This window comes from Amycolatopsis mongoliensis, from assembly GCF_030285665.1.
In the GTDB taxonomy this organism is placed as follows: domain Bacteria; phylum Actinomycetota; class Actinomycetes; order Mycobacteriales; family Pseudonocardiaceae; genus Amycolatopsis; species Amycolatopsis mongoliensis.
Map to the genome: position 1 here is coordinate 3,351,344 of NZ_CP127295.1, position 18,094 is coordinate 3,369,437.

Annotated in this window: 18 protein-coding genes; 10 read left to right on the forward strand and 8 right to left on the reverse strand. The window is 71.5% G+C overall.

Features of this window, described 5'->3' with window-relative positions; translation table 11 throughout:
- Position 1 precedes the first annotated feature (1 nt).
- Complete coding sequence (locus tag QRX60_RS16395) at positions 2 to 1,246, forward strand: glycosyltransferase 87 family protein (protein WP_286001635.1); 1,245 nt, start codon at positions 2 to 4, stop codon at positions 1,244 to 1,246.
- Here QRX60_RS16395 and serC read toward each other — a convergent pair whose 3' ends face one another.
- The 6 genes from serC to QRX60_RS16425 all read right to left on the reverse strand — a co-directional run bounded on the left by serC (position 1,247) and on the right by QRX60_RS16425 (position 7,660).
- Positions 1,247 to 2,371 (reverse strand): phosphoserine transaminase, encoded by a 1,125-nt coding sequence (serC, locus tag QRX60_RS16400; RefSeq protein WP_286001636.1) that lies wholly within the window; start codon positions 2,369 to 2,371, stop codon positions 1,247 to 1,249.
- A 246-nt stretch (positions 2,372 to 2,617) separates the two neighbouring features.
- Entirely contained in the window at positions 2,618 to 3,958 is a 1,341-nt protein-coding gene (locus QRX60_RS16405) for a serine hydrolase domain-containing protein (protein ID WP_286001637.1), read from the reverse strand.
- Positions 3,959 to 4,180: 222 nt separating this feature from the next.
- Positions 4,181 to 4,801, reverse strand: a complete 621-nt coding sequence (locus QRX60_RS16410; protein ID WP_286001638.1) for a response regulator transcription factor — start codon at positions 4,799 to 4,801, stop codon at positions 4,181 to 4,183.
- Complete coding sequence (locus tag QRX60_RS16415; protein WP_286003609.1) at positions 4,798 to 5,955, reverse strand: sensor histidine kinase; 1,158 nt, start codon at positions 5,953 to 5,955, stop codon at positions 4,798 to 4,800. The genes QRX60_RS16410 and QRX60_RS16415 overlap by 4 nt, the downstream gene beginning before the upstream one ends.
- A complete protein-coding gene (locus tag QRX60_RS16420) occupies positions 5,952 to 6,824 on the reverse strand; it encodes an ABC transporter permease (RefSeq protein ID WP_286001639.1) in 873 nt (290 codons plus the stop codon). The genes QRX60_RS16415 and QRX60_RS16420 overlap by 4 nt, the downstream gene beginning before the upstream one ends.
- Positions 6,821 to 7,660: an ABC transporter ATP-binding protein gene (locus QRX60_RS16425; RefSeq protein WP_286001640.1), complete on the reverse strand. Its 840-nt coding sequence runs from the start codon at positions 7,658 to 7,660 to the stop codon at positions 6,821 to 6,823. The genes QRX60_RS16420 and QRX60_RS16425 overlap by 4 nt, the downstream gene beginning before the upstream one ends.
- Before the next feature lie 253 nt (positions 7,661 to 7,913).
- On the opposite strand from QRX60_RS16425, the gene QRX60_RS16430 reads away from it, so the two are divergent.
- A complete protein-coding gene (locus QRX60_RS16430) occupies positions 7,914 to 9,608 on the forward strand; it encodes an SDR family oxidoreductase (RefSeq protein ID WP_286003610.1) in 1,695 nt (564 codons plus the stop codon).
- Positions 9,609 to 9,622: 14 nt separating this feature from the next.
- Positions 9,623 to 10,207, forward strand: coding sequence for a TetR/AcrR family transcriptional regulator (locus QRX60_RS16435; RefSeq protein WP_286003611.1), 585 nt, complete (start codon positions 9,623 to 9,625; stop codon positions 10,205 to 10,207).
- Between the two features lie 55 nt (positions 10,208 to 10,262).
- Here the strand turns inward: QRX60_RS16435 and QRX60_RS16440 are convergent, their stop codons facing one another.
- On the reverse strand, positions 10,263 to 11,411 hold the full coding sequence (locus QRX60_RS16440; RefSeq protein WP_286001641.1) for a citrate synthase 2: 1,149 nt from the start codon (positions 11,409 to 11,411) through the stop codon (positions 10,263 to 10,265).
- 289 nt (positions 11,412 to 11,700) lie between these two features.
- Here QRX60_RS16440 and QRX60_RS16445 point away from each other — a divergent pair, with 289 nt between their 5' ends.
- The 6 genes from QRX60_RS16445 to QRX60_RS16470 are packed head-to-tail and all read left to right on the forward strand — an operon-like array spanning position 11,701 to position 16,087.
- Complete coding sequence (locus tag QRX60_RS16445; RefSeq protein ID WP_155540714.1) at positions 11,701 to 12,003, forward strand: urease subunit gamma; 303 nt, start codon at positions 11,701 to 11,703, stop codon at positions 12,001 to 12,003.
- Between the two features lie 10 nt (positions 12,004 to 12,013).
- Positions 12,014 to 12,319, forward strand: a complete 306-nt coding sequence (locus QRX60_RS16450) for an urease subunit beta (RefSeq protein ID WP_286001642.1) — start codon at positions 12,014 to 12,016, stop codon at positions 12,317 to 12,319.
- A gap of 1 nt (position 12,320) precedes the next feature.
- Complete coding sequence (locus tag QRX60_RS16455; RefSeq protein ID WP_286001643.1) at positions 12,321 to 14,036, forward strand: urease subunit alpha; 1,716 nt, start codon at positions 12,321 to 12,323, stop codon at positions 14,034 to 14,036.
- A complete protein-coding gene (locus QRX60_RS16460; protein WP_286001644.1) occupies positions 14,036 to 14,716 on the forward strand; it encodes an urease accessory protein UreF in 681 nt (226 codons plus the stop codon). Before QRX60_RS16455 ends, QRX60_RS16460 begins: the two co-directional genes overlap by 1 nt.
- The gene (gene ureG, locus QRX60_RS16465) at positions 14,706 to 15,392 is read left to right on the forward strand and encodes an urease accessory protein UreG (RefSeq protein WP_286001645.1); all 687 of its coding nucleotides are present in this window, start codon (positions 14,706 to 14,708) and stop codon (positions 15,390 to 15,392) included. The genes QRX60_RS16460 and ureG overlap by 11 nt, the downstream gene beginning before the upstream one ends.
- A complete protein-coding gene (locus QRX60_RS16470; protein ID WP_286001646.1) occupies positions 15,389 to 16,087 on the forward strand; it encodes an urease accessory protein UreD in 699 nt (232 codons plus the stop codon). Before ureG ends, QRX60_RS16470 begins: the two co-directional genes overlap by 4 nt.
- A 100-nt stretch (positions 16,088 to 16,187) precedes the next feature.
- On the opposite strand, the gene QRX60_RS16475 is transcribed toward QRX60_RS16470, so the two are convergent.
- Positions 16,188 to 17,288, reverse strand: coding sequence for a lipase family protein (locus QRX60_RS16475; RefSeq protein WP_286003612.1), 1,101 nt, complete (start codon positions 17,286 to 17,288; stop codon positions 16,188 to 16,190).
- Between the two features lie 88 nt (positions 17,289 to 17,376).
- On the opposite strand from QRX60_RS16475, the gene QRX60_RS16480 reads away from it, so the two are divergent.
- Positions 17,377 to 18,087, forward strand: coding sequence for a TetR/AcrR family transcriptional regulator (locus QRX60_RS16480; RefSeq protein ID WP_286001647.1), 711 nt, complete (start codon positions 17,377 to 17,379; stop codon positions 18,085 to 18,087).
- The last annotated feature ends 7 nt before the right edge of the window (positions 18,088 to 18,094 follow it).

Below are 18,094 nucleotides of genomic sequence, written 5' to 3' on the forward strand. Positions count from 1 at the left end.
CGTGTCGGGTTGGTCCGGGCGGAAGCTCGTGGCGGGGCTCGCCGTGCTCGAGGTCGCCGCCGTCGTGCTCGTTCTCGTGCTCAAGCGGTTCGACGGCCTGGACCTCGAGGTCTACCTCGGTGGCGCCAAGGCGCTGGCCGAGAACGGCTCGCCGTACGACGCCTGGGTGCCGACCACCCACCAGATCCTGCTGCCGTTCACCTACACGCCGTTCGCCGCGGCCGTGTTCCTGCCCGGCACGCTGCTGCCGTTCGCCGTGACGATGAAGCTGGTCAGCATCGCCTCGATCGTCGCGACCGGCGTCGTCGCCTACCTCTACGTCGCGACGCTCAACGGCTCGCTCACCGACCCGGCCAAGGTCAACGGCCGGGTGTCCGCCGCTCTCGTCGCCATCGGGGCGCAGCTCGCCGGGGCCCTGCTCGAACCGGTGCGCTCGACGCTCGGCTTCGGCCAGATCAACGCGCTGCTCATGGTCCTGGTCGTGCTCGACGTGCTGCTCCCCGGCGACCGCCGGCGGACGAAGGGCCTGCTCATCGGCGTGGCCGCGGCGATCAAGCTGACGCCGGCGGTGTTCGTCGTGTACTTCCTGGTGCGCCGGGACTTCAAGTCGGCCGCGCGGGTGGTCGCCGGGTTCGTGGCCGCGGGGGCGCTGCTGTGGCTGGTCCGGCCGTCGGCGTCCTTCACGTACTGGACGAAGCTCGTCTTCGACGCCGGCCGGATCGGCGGTGTCGACTACGTCGGCAACCAGTCGCTGCGCGGGCTCGTGACGCGGCTCGGCCTGCCGGAAACCGCCGGGAACGTCGGGTGGCTGCTGGCCGTGCTCGCCGTGATGGCGGTGGTCGCGGTGGTGATCGTGCGGGCGGGTGAGCCGGTGCTCGCGCTGACCGCGTGCGCGCTCGGCGGGCTGCTCGTGTCGCCGATCTCGTGGACCCACCACTGGACGTGGTGCGTGCCGATCCTGGTCCTGGCCGGCTACTACGGCGCTCGCGCGTGGCGGACCGACCGCGTCGTGACGTGGTGGTCGGGCGCGGTCGTCGCGGCCGGCCTGGCGCTGTTCATCGTCGGGCCGATGTGGTTCGCGCCGCGCCCGGCGCCGTCGGCCGGCTGGTGGCTCGCGACGGAGTCGTACGAACTCTTCGGCCTGCTGCTGCTGGCTCTCGCCGCGTTCGCCGCACCCCGCCTGAAAGCCGTGAATGTCGCATCGAGGGACTCTAAGTCCCTCGATGCGACATTCACGGACTTGTGATCAGCCCAGGCGCTCGACGACGTACTCGATGCTCTGGGTGAGCTTCGTGACGTCGTCCGGGTCGATGGCCGGGAACAGGCCGACGCGCAGCTGGTTGCGGCCCAGCTTGCGGTACGGCTCGGTGTCGACGATCCCGTTGGCGCGCAGCACCTTCGCCACCGCGGCGGCGTCGACCTCGTCGGTGAAGTCCACCGTGCCGACGACCTGCGAGCGCAGGTCCGGGTCCTTCACGAACGGCGTGGTGTAGCTCGTCTTCTCGGCCCACTCGTACAGCCGCGACGACGAGTCCTTCGTGCGCGCGGTCGTCCACTCGAGGCCGCCCTGGCCGTTCATCCACTCGATCTGCTCGGCGAGCAGGAAGAGCGTGGCGACGGCCGGGGTGTTGTACGTCTGGTCCTTGCGGGAGTTGTCCAGCGCGGTGGTCAGCGACAGGAACTCGGGGATCCAGCGGTCGCCGCCGCCGATCTCGCCGATGCGCTCGACCGCGGCGGGCGAGGCCAGCGCGATCCACAGGCCGCCGTCCGCGGCGAACGACTTCTGCGGCGCGAAGTAGTAGACGTCGAAGTCCTCGGCCTTGACCGGGAGCCCGCCGGCGCCGGAGGTGGCGTCGATCGCGACGAGCGCGCCGTCGCTGCCCTCGGGACGGCGGACCGGGACGGCGACACCGGTCGACGTCTCGTTGTGCGCCCAGCCGACCAGGTCCGCGCCGGCTTCGTAGGCGATGTCCGGCGCGCTGCCCGGCTCGGCCTTGACGACGATCGGGTCGGCCAGGAACGGCGCGCCCTTGGTGACGGTGGCGAACTTCGAGGAGAACTCGCCGTAGGTGAAGTGCTGCGCGCGCTCGCGGACCAGGCCGAACGCGGCGGCGTCCCAGAACGCCGTGGTGCCGCCGTTGCCGAGGATCACCTCGTAGCCCTCGGGCAGGGAGAACAGCTCGGACAGGCCCGCCCGGACGCGCCCGACGAGGGACTTGACCGGCTTCTGCCGGTGCGACGTGCCGAGGTAGGTGGAGCCGGACTCCGCCAGGGCGCTCAGCTGCTCGGCGCGGACCTTCGACGGTCCGCAGCCGAAGCGGCCGTCGGCCGGCTTGAGGTCTGCGGGGATGGTCAACTCAGCGTCGGTCATGGGGCCAGTCTCTCAGGTCGGGATGCGGCTGTTGAAGGCGGTTCTGGAACGTCCGGTATGTGGAACACGGGCCGTCGGACGTCCGCGTCCGACTCTGGGCGGCTCGTCCGGTTGGCGGCTTCCCGTGCCGGATCGTGGGGGTAAAAACACGGTTCCCGGACGTCCGTGCCGCCGGTAGCTTCCCGCGTTGAGGCTCTTCCGGGTCCCGCTCACCACCGCTCTGGGGGTGTGAGCGGGGCCCGGCGATCACTGCCAGCCCTCGACGCCGCCCGGCACCGGGGCGGCCGGGTCGTAGGGCGTGCGGGTGAAGATGAACGTCGCGAGGTCGAGGTGCGTGGCGACGCCGTCGGAGTCGCGGCCCACTTCGAGCGTCTCGCCGGCGTAGTAGCCGTCGAGGCCGACGTAGGTGTCCTGCCCGGTGGCGCGGAAGCGCGAGCTGCGCCCGGCACCGTCGGCGGGGGCCAGCAGGAGCAGCCCGTCACCCTGGATGCGCAGGTGGTACGGCGTCGGACCCCAGTGCCAGAGCCCGGTGAGGGCGAGCAGCGCGGGGTCGACGGCCGAGGGCTGCCACTCGGCGGGCAGGCGCGGCTCCAGCTCGTCGGTCATCGTGATCAGGTCCAGGCAGAGCTGGGTGATGCCGACGCCGGACGTCGAGTTGACGAGCGCGAGCGCGCCGGTCTGCGCGACCGGGTCGACCAGCGTGACGGCGAGGAACCCGGGCATCGAGCCGGTGTGCCCGGCCAGGCGCCGCCCCTGGTAGCGCACGAGCATCAGGCCGAGGCCGAACCCGGTCGTCCAGACGTCGGTGTCGTCGACGGTGACCATGGTCCGCATCTGCTCGATGGTCTCCGGCGCGAGCACACCGCCGCCGTGGCCGCCGAGGAACGCCGTCCAGCGGGCGAGGTCGGTGGCGGTGGACCACAGCTGCCCCGCGGGGGCCATCGCGCCGGCGTCCGGGCTCGGCTCCGGCAGGAGGACGTCGGCGAAGGGGTGCACGGCGAAGCCCTGCGCGTGGTCGCCGACCGGGTGCGGGGTGGTGCGGGTCATCCCGAGCGGGCCGAGGACCTCCTCGTCGAGCACCGAGAGCCAGCCCTTGCCGCGGTGGCGCGAGACGAGCTCGCCGAGCACGCCGTAGCCGACGTTCGAGTAGTGGAACCTCGCGCCCGGCCGGTGCCTGGTCGCGCCCTCGGCGAGGCTGCCGGCGAGCGCGTCCCAGTCGGCGCCGGGGGTGCGCTCCCACCACAGGCCGGGCGACTCCGCGGTCAGGCCGGAGGTGTGCGACAGCAGCTGGGCGACGGTGGCGGCGCCGAAGGGCGTGCCCGGGACGTGCTTTTCGAGCGGGTCGTTGAGGTCGAGCAGGCCTTCGTCGCGCAGCCGCATGACGGCGGTGGCGACGAGCGTCTTGGTGATCGAGCCCAGCCGGTACTGGGTGTCGGTGCCGGGCTGCCGGTCGCCGACGCGCCCGCGGCTCCCGGACCAGACGATCTCGCCGTCCCGCACGACGGCGGCGACGATCGAGGGGGCGCGGCAGGCGGCCTGCTCGTGGGCGATCCGGCGGAGCAGGGCGTGTTCGGTCGACTCAAGCATGGGGGCATTCTGCCGCGCCCCGGCCGGTGAAGCAGGTCCCGGCGCCAGACCTCACACCCGCCGGCCGTGCGCGAAGGGTCGACACGCGTGATTGGAGGGTCGACACGCGTGATTGGAGGGTCGACACGGCGTTGGGCCGGGCCGCCGCCGTGTCGACTGCTCAATCACGCGTGTCGGCTTCCCAATCACGCGTGTCGACCTCCCAGACACGGGAAACTCGGTTCAGCTCAGGAGGTTGCGGGACATCGCGGTTGTCACCGCGGCCGTGCGGTCGGACACGCCGAGCTTGCCGAACACGCGCAGCAGGTGCGTCTTCACCGTCGCCTCGCTGATGTGCAGCGCCCGGCCGATGTCGGCGTTCGTCCCGCCCTTCGCGACCAGCCGCAGCACCTCCACCTCCCGGGCCGACAGCGGCTGCGGCTCCGGGTTGCGCACCCGGTTGACCAGCTTCCCGGCCACCGACGGCGCCAGCACCGTCTCCCCGCGCGACGCCGCGCGGATCGCGTTCGCCAGCTCCGTGCGCGACGCGTCCTTCAGCAGGTAGCCCGACGCCCCCGCCTCGACCGCCCGCAGGATGTCGGCGTCCGTCTCGTACGTCGTCAGCACCACGATCCGCCGCCCCGGCTGCTCGCGCAGGATCCGCTTCGTCGCACCGACGCCGTCCAGCCCGGGCATCCGCAGGTCCATCAGCACGACGTCCGGCTGCGCGACGCGGTCGAGCGCGACGGCTTCGTCACCCGAGCCCGCTTCGCCGACCACGGTCAGGTCGGGTTCGGCTTCGAGCATGCCCCGGAGGCCTTCGCGGACGACAGGGTGGTCGTCGACGAGCATGATGCGGATCAAGCCGGCACCTCCAAGGTGAGTTCGGTGCCGCTGGGGCCACTCCGGACGCTCAGTCTGCCACCCACCTGCTCGGCGCGGGATCGCATGCCGCGCAGGCCGAAACCGCTGACGCCGTCCGGGTCGAAGCCGGTGCCGTCGTCCCGGACGGACAGCCGCACCGCACCGTCCACAACGGACAGGCGCACCGACACCGCCGACGCGCCCGCGTGCCGCCGGACGTTGGTCAGCGCCTCCTGCGCGCCCCGCAGCAACACCACTTCACCCGCCATGCCCAGCGCGGGCAGCTGATCGTCCACTTCGTACCGGACCGCGATGCCGGCCTCGTCGGCGAGCCGGTCGGCCTGGCGGCGGACGGCGTCCACGAGGGATCCGGCGGTGAGGTCCGCCGGCGCCAGCGCGGCGACCATCGTGCGCGCCTCGGCGAGGTTCTCCCGCGCCGTGCGGGCGGCCAGCTCGACGTGCCGCCGCGCCGCCGCCGGGTCGGTGTCCAGTTCGGACTCGATGGCCTCGGCGAGCGTGACGATGCTGGTGAACCCCTGGGCCAGCGTGTCGTGGATCTCGCGTGCGAGCCGTTCGCGCTCGGCCGCCGTACCCGCCTCGCGGGAGAGCCGGGCGACCTCGGCCTGGCTCGCTTCGAGCCGGTCGATCAGGTCCGCCCGCGCCCGGCTCTCCTCGATGACGTGCAGGATGAACTTGCCGGACAGGATCCCGAACACGACGAGGATCGCGGTCATCGGCAGCAGGATGTGCAGCGCCGGCCCCCGCAGCCCGTCCGCGGCGATCGACGACAGCGGGCTCAGCAGGATCACCAGCGTGGTGAGCACCGCGGCCGGCCGGAAGTCGAGCGTCGAGAACAGCAGCGGGCACACCATGAACAGGATGAAGCTGGACGTCGTGTTGGCGAACATCGCGACCGCGACCAGTGCCACGATCACCAGGGCCAGCGCCCACCGCTGTTTCAGGTGCCCGTCGTCGCGCACCACCCGCCGTCCCCACAGCAGGTACGTCAGCGCGAGCGCGGTGAGCGCCCCGACCGCGACGACGCTGCGGACCGGGTCGGTCTCGTCCAGCAGCACCAGCGTCGTCGTGGCCAGGTACGCGACCGCGAAGAGGATCTCCCAGAGCCAGTTGAACCGGTCCCAGGCGTCCTTCACTTCGTGTCGGTCCACCGGAAGCTCAGCCGCGCCAGCACCGCGCCCACCACGCACCAGATCCCCAGCACCAGTGCCACCCGCGGAAGTTCCCATGAGCCAGCCATCTCCATTCCGACCGCGCCGTCCGGCAGGAACACCGACCGGAAGCCCTGGCAGATCCACTTCAACGGGAAGAACGACGCGATGTCCACCATGATCTTCGGCAGGTTCGTGATCGGCGTGACGAACACGCCGGAAATGAACTGCAGCACCAGGTACAACATCTGTACCACGGCGACCGCGCCGGTGGTGGACTTGGCGAGCGAGCTGAGCGCGATCCCGAGCAGGGTGCACGACACGATGCCGAGCGCGAAGACCCACACCAGCGTCAGCCACTTCGAGGGCTCGGACGGCAGCTTCAGCCCGAAGAGCAGCACGGCGACCGCGGCCATCAGCACGGTCTGCGCCAGGCTGGACACCGCGACCAGCACCATCTTGCCGATGAAGTAGGACGACGAGGGCATCGGCGTGCCGCGCAGCCGTTTGAGCGCCCCGGTTTCCCGGTCGGCCGAGACGCCGGTGGCGATGCTGTTGAACGACGTCGAGACGATGCCGGAGCCGATCATCCCGGCCGCCAGCAGCTGCCCGGACGTGACGCCCGCCAGCGCCGTCGGACCGTCCAGGATGGATCCGAGCAGGATCATCAGGACCGCGGGCAGGGAGAAGGTGAAGACCACCTGCTCCTTGTGCCGGAAGAACTGCCGCAGCTCGGTGCTGCCCCGGGCCAGCCCGAGCGACAGCGGGCCGGGGAGGGCCACCGTTGCTTTTCCGGGGTTCCGGACGGCGGAGCCCCCGGCCTCGGACGAAGCCCCGGGTGTCGCAGTGGTCATGCCTTGTCTCCGATCAGGTCCAGGTAGATGTCCTCCAGGCTCGGCCTGGTCACGGTCAGCCCGGCGAGCTCCCTACCCCCAGCAGAGAGCTCGGTGACGAGCTTGGTCGGGTACGCGGTGCGCTCGACGTGCTCGCCGCGTTCGTCCGTCCACCGCACGGTGGCCTCGGCGGCGGCCCGGCCACCCAGGTTCTGCGGGGTGTCCTGCGCGACGATCTCCCCGCGGGCGATCACCGCGACGCGGTCGGCGAGCGCTTCGGCCTCGTCGAGGTAGTGGGTGGTGAGGAGGATGGTGCTGCCCTCGGCGGCGAGGTCGCTGATCAGCGACCAGAACTGCCGCCGCGCCTCGGGGTCGAACCCGGTGGTCGGCTCGTCGAGGAAGAGCAGCTCGGGCCGGCCGATGATCCCGAGCGCCACGTCGACGCGGCGCCGCTGCCCGCCGGAGAGCGACTTGACCCGGGCCTTGGCCTTCTCGGCGAGCCCGACCTTCTCGATCACCTCGTCGGGGTCGCGCGGGTCGGGGTAGTACTTCGCGAAGTGCCGCACGGTCTCGGCGACGCTCAGCTCGGCGGCGTCGTTGGCGGTCTGCAGGACGATGCCGATGCGTGACCGCCAGGTGCGCCCGGCCTTGCCGGGGTCCTCCCCGAGGACGGTGACCTCGCCGGCGGTCCGCTCCCGGTGGCCTTCGAGGATCTCGACGGTCGTGGTCTTCCCGGCGCCGTTCGGGCCGAGCAGGGAGAACACCTCACCCCGCGCGATGTCCAGGTCCAGCCCGGCCACCGCGAGGTGACCGGGGTACTGCTTGCGCAGGCCGCGCACGCTCACTGCTGTGGTCATGCCTGAAAGCTTGCTCGCTCGGGGCGGTGGACGGGAGCGACGCTCAGCTGAATCCGGGTGTCCACCGTTCGGTGGACAGAGTCGTCAGCCGGGACGCCCGATCCGGCCGCGTGGTTTCCCGTGGAACCACGAAAACGCTGTCATACAAGCAAAAACCGCCGAGATGCATGAACAGCGTCCGGCCGCCAGCCGCCGCGCGGGTGAACCACGCTGTTGACAAGTTGTCTAACATGACAGAATGTCTCACAAGTGGGTGACCGCCAGCGACGGTGTCCGCCTCTCGGTCCGCATCGAAGGCCGCGAAGACGGGCCCACGGTCGTGCTCGTGCACGGCTACCCCGACAACAGCTCGATGTGGGCCGGTGTGGTCGCCGAGCTGCGGGCAAGCCACCGCGTCGTGACCTACGACGTCCGCGGGTCCGGACAGTCGGACAAGCCGGCGGGACGCGCGTCCTACCGGCTGGACCAGCTGGCCGACGACCTCCGCGCCGTCGTCGACGAGGTGAAGCCGCACGGCAAGGTCCACCTCGTCGCCCACGACTGGGGCTCCATCCAGACCTGGCACGCCGTCACCGGTGACGGCCTGCGCGGCCGGATCGCTTCCTACACGTCGATCTCCGGCCCGAGCCTCGACCACGCCGGTGCGTGGTTCCGCGCGCAGCTCACGCGCCCGACGCCGAAGCGGCTCAAGAACGCGCTGAGCCAGTTCCTGCACTCCTGGTACATCCTCGCGTTCCAGGTCCCGCTCGTGCCGCAGCTGCTCTGGCGCACCGGGCTGCTGGGCGCGCAGATCCAGCGCATGGAGCCCGACGCCGCGAAGCCGGACAAGAGCGACGGCATCCACGGCCTCGAGCTCTACCGCGCCAACATGTTCACCCGCCTGTCCCGCCCGGTGCCGCGCACCGCCGACGTCCCGGTGCAGGTGCTGGCCCCGACTGGCGACGCCTACGTCACCACGCCGCTGCAGACCGAGATCGCGCGCTGGGTGCCGGACCTGCGGGTCCGCCCGATCGTCGGGACGCACTGGGTGACCCGCGCGAAGCCGAAGGTGGTCGCGGGTGCCGCCGCCGAGCTGATCGAGTACGTCGAAACCGGCGTCGAGAGCCGGGCCCTGAAGAAGTCGCGGGTGGGCACCGGCCGGTTCGAGCACAAGCTGGTCGTCGTCACCGGCGCCGGCAGCGGGATCGGCCGGGCCACCGCGCTCGCCTTCGCCGCCGAAGGGGCCGACGTCGTCATCACCGACATCGATCCGGCGGCCGCCGCGGAAACCCTGAAGCTGCTGGAAGAACACGGGATCGCGGAGTACACAGTGGACTCCAGCGACGGTGCCGCCGTGCACCGCTTCGCCGAAGACGTCCGGAAGAACCACGGCGTCCCGGACATCGTGGTCAACAACGCCGGCATCGGGATGTCCGGCCCGTTCCTCGACACGTCCGTCGAAGACTGGGAACGCGTCATCGACGTCAACCTCTGGGGCGTGATCCACGGCTGCCGCGCCTTCGCGCCGATGCTCGCCGAACGCGCCGAAGGCGGCCAGATCGTCAACCTCGCTTCGGCGGCCGCCTACCTGCCGTCGAAGATCCTCACCGCCTACGCCACGACGAAGTCCGCCGTGCTGACGTTGAGCGTCTGCCTGCGCGCCGAGCTGGCCGAGCACCACATCGGCGTCACGGCTGTGTGTCCGGGCATCGTGAAGACCAACATCACCAACACAACGCGGTTCGTCGGAGTGTCCGAAGAGGAGCAGCGACGGCGTCAGAAGGAAAGCTCGAAGCTGTACGCCCGGCGGGGTTTCGGCCCGGAAGGCGTCGCGAAGGACATCCTGCGAGCGGTCGAAAAGGACATCGCGATCGCCCCGTCCACCCCGGAGGCCAAGGCCGCGCTGGTTCTTTCGCGGCTGACGCCCGGGCTGCTGCGGCAGGCGGCCAAGCTGGACCTGACGCCGTGAGCCGGCCGCGGCGGATGTCGCCGCAGGCCCGCCGCGACGACCTGATCCGCGCGGCGCTCGACCTGTTCGGGTCGCGGGCGCCGGAGCTGGTCACCGTGGACGACATCGTCGCGCGCGCCGAGGTGTCGCGGCCGCTGTTCTACCGGTACTTCTCCAGCCTGCGCGAGCTGCAGGTGGAGGCGCTGCGCACGGTCACCGACGGGCTCATCGACGGCCTGGCCGGCCTCGAGGAGGGCCCGCCGGAGACCCGGCTGTGCGCGGCCGTCCGCGGCCTGATCGACGTCGCCGACCACTACCGCGCGGGCTACATCGCGTTGCTGCGCAGCGGTTCGGTGATCGCGACGTCGGAGACGGACGCGGCGATCGACGAGGTCCGCAACCGCGCGGTGGCGCTGATCCTGGACGCGCTCGGCGTCGAGGACCCGTCGCCGCTGCTGTCGCTGACCCTGCGCTGCTGGACGGCGGTCGTCGAGGGCGCCCTGCTCAGCTGGCTGCAAGAGCGCAGCGTCGCCCGCGAGTCCCTGGACACCTGGCTGGTCGACCAGCTCACCGCCATGCTCGGCGCGACCGCGGCCCACGAGGTCGCCCCAAAGCCGTGAATGGCACATCAAGGGACTCTAAGTCCCTCGATGTGCCATTCACGGACTTCAGCGGTCAGTGCTTGGTGACCAGTTCCCAGCCCTCGACGTCTTCCGGCGTGCGGGGCGCCGGGCCGACGTACTTGGCCGACGGCCGCACCAGGCGTCCGGTGCGCTTCTGCTCCAGGATGTGCGCGGCCCAGCCGGCGGTGCGCGCCGAGCTGAACATCGCGGGCATCATGTGCGGCGGGACCTGGGCGAAGTCCAGGATGACCGCGGCCCAGAACTCGACGTTCGTCTCGATCGGGTGGTCCGGACGCCGCTCGCGCAGCTCCGCCAGCGCCGCCTGCTCCAGCGCGGCGGCCGCCTCGTAGCGGGCCGCGCCGAGCTCCTGGCAGGTGCGGCGCAGCACGCGCGCCCGCGGGTCCTCGGCCCGGTAGACGCGGTGGCCGAAGCCCATCAGGCGTTCCTTGCGGTCGAGGATGCCCTTGACCAGGCCGACCGGGTCGCCGGTGCGCTCGACCTCTTCGATCATCGGCAGCACGCGCGCCGGGGCGCCGCCGTGCAGCGGGCCCGACATCGCGCCGATGGCGCCGGACATGGCCGCCGCGACGTCGGCGCCGGTGGACGCGATGACGCGGGCGGTGAAGGTCGACGCGTTCAGGCCGTGCTCGGCGGCCGACACCCAGTAGGCGTCCAGCGCCCGGACGTGCGCCGGGTCGGGCTCGCCGCGCCAGCGGATGAGGAACCGCTCGGTGATCGAGTGGGCCTCGTCGACGCGGGTCTGCGGGACGGCGGGCTGGCCGATGCCGCGCGCCGACTGCGCGACGTAGGACAGCGCCATCACCGAGGCGCGGGCCAGCTGCTCACGGGCCTCTTCGTCGGTGATGTCGAGCAGCGGGCGGTAGCCCCAGATGGGCGCGAGCATGGCCAGCGCGGCCTGGACGTCGACCCGGACGTCGCCGGTGTGCACCGGCAGCGGGAACGGCTCGGCGGGCGGGAGGCCGTGGCCGAACCGGCCGTCCACGAGGAGGCCCCATACGTCACCGAAGGTCACCTTGCCGGCGAGGTCCTCGATGTCGACGCCGCGGTAGCGCAGCGCACCGCCGTCCCGGTCGGGTTCGGCGATCTCGGTGTGGAAGGCGACGACGCCCTCCAGACCCGGTCGGAAGCCGTCGTCGGGTTGGCCGGACGGCTGTGGCTTGCTGATCGTGGAGGTAGTCACTGTTTCGCGGAACCTTTCGGTGCGCTTTTTTCCCCGTCTTGGTGGTGGTGCTCGCGCGGACGGAATAGCGCACGGAAAGCGCGCACCATCGCACGGATGGATAGACCTTGCTCCCTAGATCGCCGGGGGGCAATCGAAAGATGCGGTGGTTTCGGTCACGATTACGAGAACGATTCAGTCACCGAGGCCGTCCGGCAGGAGAATCTCCGCCACGCAGTGTGACGAAGCCCAGGTTAAAGGTATGTTTCCGAACCAGGCGGAGCCGTCGTCCGGGTGATAGACCTGAGCGATGCACCTCAGCCCGCAGGAGCGCGACAAGCTGCTCGTCCACGTGGCGGCCGACGTCGCGCGGAAGCGGCTGGACCGCGGCGTCCGGCTGAACTACCCCGAGGCGGTCGCGCTGATCACCGACCACGTCCTCGAAGGGGCCCGCGACGGGCGCACGGTGAGTGAACTGGTCGCGAGCGGCCGGAGCGTGCTCTCGCGTGCGCAGGTGCTCGACGGCGTGCCGGAGATGGTCGACTCCGTTCAGGTCGAGGCCACCTTCCCGGACGGCACGAAGCTCGTCACCGTGCACGACCCGATCGTCTGAGAGGACCTCGATGCGTCCAGGCGAGATCATCCCCGGTGCCGAGCCGGTGGAACTGAACCCGGGCCGCGCCCGCGTCCGGCTGCTCGTGCGCAACCTCGGCGACCGGCCGGTGCAGGTCGGCTCGCACTACCACTTCGCCGCGGTCAACCCCGGCCTCGAGTTCGACCGGGACGCCGCCCGCGGCCACCGGCTCGACGTCCCGGCCGGCACGTCGGTGCGGTTCGAGCCGGGCGTCGAACGCGAAGTCGATCTTGTTCCGCTCGCCGGGGCCCGCCGCGTACCGGGCCTGCGATCCGAATTCTCCGGAGAGTTCTGAAATGCCGCAGATCGACCGCGAGCGCTACGCCGAGCTGTTCGGCCCGACCACCGGCGACCGGATCCGGCTCGCCGACACCGACCTGCTGATCGAGGTCACCGAGGACCGCTCGATGGGCCCCGGCGGCTCGGGCGACGAGGTGCTCTTCGGCGGCGGCAAGGTCATCCGCGAGTCGATGGGCCAGGGCATGGCGACCCGCGCCGAGGGTGCGCCCGACCTGATCATCACCGGCGCGGTGATCCTCGACCACTGGGGTGTGATCAAGGCCGACATCGGCGTGCGCGACGGCCGGATCGTCGGGATCGGCAAGGCGGGCAACCCGGACACGATGGACGGCGTCGACCCGGCCCTGGTCATCGGGCCGTCGACGGAAGTCCTGGCCGGCAACGGCAAGATCCTCACCGCCGGCGGCATCGACTGCCACGTCCACTTCATCTGCCCGCAGCTCGTCGACACGGCGCTGGCCGCGGGGCTGACCACCTTGGTCGGCGGCGGCACCGGCCCCAACGAGGGCACGAAGGCCACGACCGTCACGCCCGGCGCGTGGAACCTCGGCCGGATGCTGTCCGCCATGGACGGTTATCCGGTCAACGTCCTGTTGCTGGGCAAGGGGAACACCGTCCGGCACGAGGCCCTGCGCGAACAGCTCGCGGCCGGCGCGGGCGGCTTCAAGCTGCACGAGGACTGGGGCACGACCCCGGCCGCCATCGACGCCTGCCTGACCGTGGCCGACGAGTCCGGCGTCCAGGTCGCGATCCACACGGACACCCTGAACGAGGCGGGCTTCCTGGAGTCCACTGTGGACGCCATCGGCGGCCGCTCGATCAACGCGTACCACACCGAGGGCGCCGGCGGCGGGCACGCGCCGGACATCATCGAGGTCGTCTCGCTGCCGAACGTCCTGCCGTCGTCGACCAACCCGACCCGGCCGCACACGGCGAACACCCTCGACGAGCACCTCGACATGCTGGTGGTCTGCCACCATCTCAACCCGTCGGTGCCCGAGGACCTCGCCTTCGCCGAGAGCCGGATCCGGCCGTCGACGATCGCCGCCGAGGACGTGCTGCACGACCTGGGCGCCATCTCGATGATGAGCTCGGACTCGCAGGCGATGGGCCGGATCGGCGAGGTGATCATCCGGACGTGGCAGACCGCGCACGTGATGAAACGCCGCCGCGGCGCGCTGCCCGGCGACGGCGCGGCCGACAACCTTCGCGCGCGCCGCTATGTCGCCAAGTACACGATCAACCCGGCCATCGCGCACGGCATGGAGACCGAGATCGGCTCGGTCGAGGTCGGCAAGCTCGCCGACCTCGTGCTGTGGGAGCCGAAGTTCTTCGGCGTCCGCCCGCACGTGGTCCTCAAGGGCGGCTTTCCGGCGTGGGCGGCCATGGGCGACGCGAACGCGTCCATCCCGACGCCGCAGCCGGTCATGGCGCGGCCGATGTTCGGCGCGAACATCGGGGCCGCGCTGAGCCTGCACTTCGTCGCACCGTCTGCTTTGGACAGTGGCCTGCGGGAGACGTTCGGCATCACGCGGCCGCTCGTCGCGGTGGCGAACACCCGCGCGCGGACCAAGGCGGACATGGTGCTCAACGACGCCACGCCGGACGTCCGCGTCGAGCCGGACAGCTTCGCGGTGCACGTCGACGGCGAGCTCGTCGAACCGCAGCCGGTGACGGAACTGCCCATGGCCCAACGGTACTTCCTCTTCTGATGGACCTCTCGGCGCTGATCCTCGCGGACTCCCGCTTCCCCGGTGGCGGGCACGTCCACAGTGGAGGGCTGGAGGAGGTCGTCTCCCGCCGGCTCGTGACGGCTGTGCGCGATCTCCCGGGATTCCTTTCCGGACGGTTGCGGACGGCGGGCGCGCTGGCCGCGGTCTTCGCCGCCGCGTCGGCACATGCGGCGGCCCGTTCTGTCGCAAGTGGACACTGGGCGCTGGTGGATGCCGAGCTGGACGCGCGGACGCCGTCGCTCGCGCAGCGTGAGGCGTCGCGAGCGCAGGGCCGGGGGACCGCGCGGGCCGGGCGGATCGCCTGGCCGTCTCCCGTGCTGGACGCGTTGCTGGCGGAGACTCCACGGCCGCATCACCCGGTGGTGCTGGGCGCGCTGGTCGGCGTCGCGGGCGGTTCGCCGTACGACGCCGCGATGGCCGTCGCCTACCTGGCGGTGAGCGGGCCGGCGAGCGCCGCGGTGCGGCTGCTGGGGCTGGACCCCTTTGCCGTCAACGCGGTCGTGGCCCGGCTGGATCTCGAATCCGTCTGTTCGGAAGCGGCGGCGGTGGCCGGGGACGACCCGGCGTCGCTGCCGTCGCCGGGCTCGCCCGCGTTGGATCTGTTCGCCGAGGCGCACGCCCGGCACCACCAGGAAGAGGTGCGTCTCTTTGCCAGCTGAGCACGGTCACGGACATTTCCACGAGGTCAACTTCGACCCGACGGCCGCCGAGCCCGACCACTACGACGCGGCGCCGACCGCGGGCCGCGCGTACCGGATCGGCATCGGCGGCCCGGTCGGGTCGGGCAAGACGGCGCTGACCGCGGCCCTGTGCCGCGCGCTGGGCGACGAAGTGAACCTCGCGGTCGTCACGAACGACATCTACACCACGGAGGACGCGGACTTCCTGCGTCGCGCGGGGGTCCTGGACCCGGCCCGGATCGAGGCGGTGCAGACGGGCGCGTGCCCGCACACGGCGATCCGCGACGACATCACCGCGAACCTGGACGCGGTCGAGCGCCTGGAGGAGAAGTTCCCCGGCCTGGACCTGGTGATCATCGAAAGCGGCGGCGACAACCTGACGGCGGTGTTCAGCCGCGGGCTGGCCGACAGCCAGATCTTCGTGGTGGACGTCGCGGGCGGGGACAAGGTGCCGCGCAAGGGCGGCCCCGGCGTCACGACGGCGGACCTGCTGGTGATCAACAAGATCGACATCGCACACCTGGTGAACGCCGACATGACGGTGATGACGTCGGACGCGCACCGGATGCGGGGTGAGCTGCCGGTCATCACACAGTCCCTTGTGGATACCCCGGACGCCCCGGCGGTGGCCGCCTGGGTGCGTTCCCTGCTGTGAAGGCCCACGCCCGGCTGACGGCGTGCTTCGACGGCACGCGCACGGTGCTGCGCGAGCTGCGCTCGATGGCGCCGCTGACGTTGTTCCCGCGCCGGGGCCGCGGTCCGGGAGCGGTGGTGCACCTGGTCAACTCGGCGACCACCCCGCTGGGCGGCGACGACCTGCTGCTGTCCGTCCGCGTCGGTCCCGGCGCTTCGCTGCGTCTTTCCGGCGTGGCGGCCACCCTCGCGCTGCCCGGTCTCCACGGCGAAGGTTCGTTGTCCACGGTTTCGGTGGTGGTCGAGGCCGGTGGTTCTTTGGAGTACCTGCCCGAGCCCACGGTGATCACGGCGCGGGCCCGGCACACAGCGGTGTTGCGTGCTTCGGTGGCTTCGGATGCGTACCTGCACACGCGGGAGGTCCTGGTGCTGGGGCGGGCGGGGGAGCGTCCGGGTTCGCTGACGACCTCGTCGCACATCACGCGGGGGGCCGTGCCGGTGCTGCGCCAGACGCTGGCGATCGGTGATTCCACTTTGGACGGCAGCCTGGCGGTGCTGGCCGGGCGCCGGGTACTGGCGACGGACGTGGTGGTCGGTGGTCCGGAGCTCCCGCCGACGTCGGGCGAGTGGTGGTCCCGCAGCCCCCTCGCCGCGGGCGGCACCCTGACGACTTCGCTGGGGCCGGACGCGGTCACCGCCCTCCGCCCCTTCGCCTGACCCGCTCGCCGGAGAAGACCCCCTGCGGCTTCTCCGGCGAGCGGCGATGTGAGCAGCCCCCGTTTTCCACGCTACCGGGGGCCACCGACGGTTTCGGCCGTCAGAACTTCGTGCCCAGCCACGTCAACGCCACCGGGCCGCCCGCCGACACCCCGCCGATGTGCTCCAGCAGCGGGAACTCCTGCCACGTCACCGACGCTCCGGCCGACTTCCAGCGGTCCCGCAGTCCCGCGCCGACGCTGAACGGGATCAGCTCGTCCAGCGTCGCGTGGTACAGGAACACCGGCGCCGAAGGTGCCACCGTCCCCAGGTAGTTCTGGGCCAGCCGGGCCTGCCAGCGCGGGTCGTGGATCGGGTCCGGCACCGTCACGAAGTCCCGCAGGTGCGCGAACGGCGCCGCCGCGCCCAGTTCGACCGTGCACGCCTTCGACACCCGGGCCACCGCCTCGCGGCCGCGGTCGTTCAGGATCGAAGAAAACGGCACGTCGGGATAGGCTGCGGCGAACCCCGTCGCCGCGCCCAGCACCAGGCCGAACGCCGCGCCCCCGTCGTTGGAGCGGAACACCGCGTTCAGGTCCGCCGGGACCCCGCCGGCCGCGACACCGACCACCCGAAGAGAAGGCGCGTAAGAACCCTGCAACTCCGCCGCCCACGCCGCCGCCTGGCCGCCCTGCGAATAGCCGAAAACGCCGACCGGGCCGGACGGCGACAGCCCCGCACCCGGCACCAGGGCCGCCGCGCGTGCCGCGTCCAGCACCGCGCGGCCCTCGGACTGCCCGACCGCGTACGTGTGCGTTCCCGGCGTGCCGAGTCCCTCGTAGTCCGTGACGACGACCGCCCAGCCCTGCGACAACGCCTGCGCCAGCAACGCGCTTTCGTTCTCGACGCCGTGCGCCAGCAAGGTGGACGGCGCGCACTGGTCGCCGAGGCCGTGCGTGCCCACCGCGTAGGTGACCAGCGGACGCGGGCCGCCGCGCGGCCACGGCGCCGACGGCACCAGCAGCGTTCCGGAGACCTCGTTCGGCGCGCCGGTCGCCGACGTCGAGCGGTACAGCAGGTGCCACGCCTTGACCGGGGCGGGAAGCGGGCCGACGAACACCGTCGTCGCCCGCGCCGAGACCAGGACACCGGGATCCGCGTGCGCCACCGGTGTGGCCACCGCGAAAATGAGGCTGACAGCGACCAGCAACCGACGAAGCATCATCGCCTCCGGTCCTTGGTAATCAAGATTTTCACAAACTAGTCAGACGGGTAGGATCTGGCAATCCCTCAGAAGGAGGAGACAACCGGTGGCTCGCACGTACGGCGGTGTCGCACCCGAGCAGCGCCGCGCCGACCGCCGCCAGCGGCTGCTCGTCGCCGGCCTGGAGCTGTTCACCTCCACCGGTTTCCGGCACACCAAGATCACCGAGGTGTGCGCGAGGGCCGGCGTGTCGACGCGGAACTTCTACGAGGAGTTCACGGGCAAGGAGGACGTGCTCCGCACGCTCCACGACCAGATCAACAGCCTGGCGCTCGCGCACGTCACCGCGGAGCTCGACAAGGTCGCCGACGCCGACGCGCTCACCCGCATCTCGACCCTGCTGGACGTCTTCATCGCCACGGTCACCGCGGATCCCCGGATGCCGCGCCTCACCTACGTCGAAGCGGTCGGCGTCAGCCCCGAGCTGGAGGCGCAGCACCAGGTGTGGGTCGACCGCTGGGCGGACTTCATCGCCGCCGAGGCGAGCCGCGCCGCCGAGCACGGCGTCGCGCCGGTGCGGGACTACCGGCTGACGGCGATCGCCCTGGTCGGCGCGGGTACCGGGCTGCTGCGCGAATGGCAGGCGCACGACCCGCCGCTGCCGGTCGAAGAGGTGGGCGCGGAATTCCGCGCGATGATGCTGGCGGCCATCATGCGGCCGGAAAAGATCTTGGAAATCCCAGGCAACCCCGGCGGCCACTCCGGCGTGGAAGAGTCGAGCCGGGAGGGGGCCCAGGGGGGAACCCGGCGAACGTGAAGGCCCG

What these genes read in the sequence shown, in the direction of transcription:
- serC (WP_286001636.1), bottom strand. Translation starts at nt 2,371, where the DNA reads ATGACCGACGCTGAGTTGACCATCCCCGCAGACCTCAAGCCGGCCGAC.
- QRX60_RS16405 (WP_286001637.1), bottom strand. Translation starts at nt 3,958, where the DNA reads ATGCTTGAGTCGACCGAACACGCCCTGCTCCGCCGGATCGCCCACGAG.
- QRX60_RS16420 (WP_286001639.1), bottom strand. Translation starts at nt 6,824, where the DNA reads ATGACCACTGCGACACCCGGGGCTTCGTCCGAGGCCGGGGGCTCCGCC.
- QRX60_RS16425 (WP_286001640.1), bottom strand. Translation starts at nt 7,660, where the DNA reads ATGACCACAGCAGTGAGCGTGCGCGGCCTGCGCAAGCAGTACCCCGGT.
- QRX60_RS16435 (WP_286003611.1), top strand. Translation starts at nt 9,623, where the DNA reads ATGTCGCCGCAGGCCCGCCGCGACGACCTGATCCGCGCGGCGCTCGAC.
- QRX60_RS16445 (WP_155540714.1), top strand. Translation starts at nt 11,701, where the DNA reads ATGCACCTCAGCCCGCAGGAGCGCGACAAGCTGCTCGTCCACGTGGCG.
- QRX60_RS16450 (WP_286001642.1), top strand. Translation starts at nt 12,014, where the DNA reads ATGCGTCCAGGCGAGATCATCCCCGGTGCCGAGCCGGTGGAACTGAAC.
- QRX60_RS16455 (WP_286001643.1), top strand. Translation starts at nt 12,321, where the DNA reads ATGCCGCAGATCGACCGCGAGCGCTACGCCGAGCTGTTCGGCCCGACC.
- QRX60_RS16460 (WP_286001644.1), top strand. Translation starts at nt 14,036, where the DNA reads ATGGACCTCTCGGCGCTGATCCTCGCGGACTCCCGCTTCCCCGGTGGC.
- QRX60_RS16475 (WP_286003612.1), bottom strand. Translation starts at nt 17,288, where the DNA reads ATGCTTCGTCGGTTGCTGGTCGCTGTCAGCCTCATTTTCGCGGTGGCC.